The sequence below is a fragment of the Corynebacterium sp. MSK297 genome, from assembly GCF_030232885.1.
Taxonomy (GTDB): domain Bacteria; phylum Actinomycetota; class Actinomycetes; order Mycobacteriales; family Mycobacteriaceae; genus Corynebacterium.
In genome coordinates this window covers 1-383 of sequence record NZ_JASPGD010000035.1, presented here as the reverse complement: position 1 = coordinate 383, position 383 = coordinate 1, and the positions used below count along the sequence as shown (strand labels likewise).

The 383-nt window shown below is 50.1% G+C and carries 2 protein-coding genes; both read left to right on the top strand.

The window, feature by feature from the left end; genetic code table 11:
- The coding region (locus QP888_RS11015) for a hypothetical protein (RefSeq protein ID WP_284813596.1) at window positions 1–183 on the top strand (183 nt) is incomplete at its 5' end.
- Window positions 158–383, top strand: a 226-nt coding sequence (locus QP888_RS11010; RefSeq protein ID WP_284813595.1) for a helix-turn-helix domain-containing protein, incomplete at its 3' end; no start/stop codon positions are given. The genes QP888_RS11015 and QP888_RS11010, both read left to right, overlap by 26 nt.

Genomic DNA, 383 nt, shown 5'->3' with positions numbered 1-383 from the left:
ATAATGAGTTTTTGTCAAAAGCGACAGCCTTCTTCGCCGCAAAGCAACGCGATCAGAAAAATTCGAATTGATGCGGCAGGAGAAGGCGAATTTCAGTATCAAGCGCATGGCACGCCTTTTGAAGGTGTCTCGGTCTGGATACTACAAATGGGCCCATATGCAGCAGCAACGCTTATCCGGTAAGGATGATCGTGCAGCATTTTACGATGATGTTGATCGCAAGATTCATCAGATCTGGAAAGACTCCGACGAGGTCTATGGTGCCCCGCGAATCACTGCAGAGCTAGGTGAGCGCTACCAGATCAGTGTGAATCGCAAGACTGTGGCTAAGCGGATGCGTCTGATGGGCATTGAAGGGATTTCACCGCGTGCTTTTGTGCCGG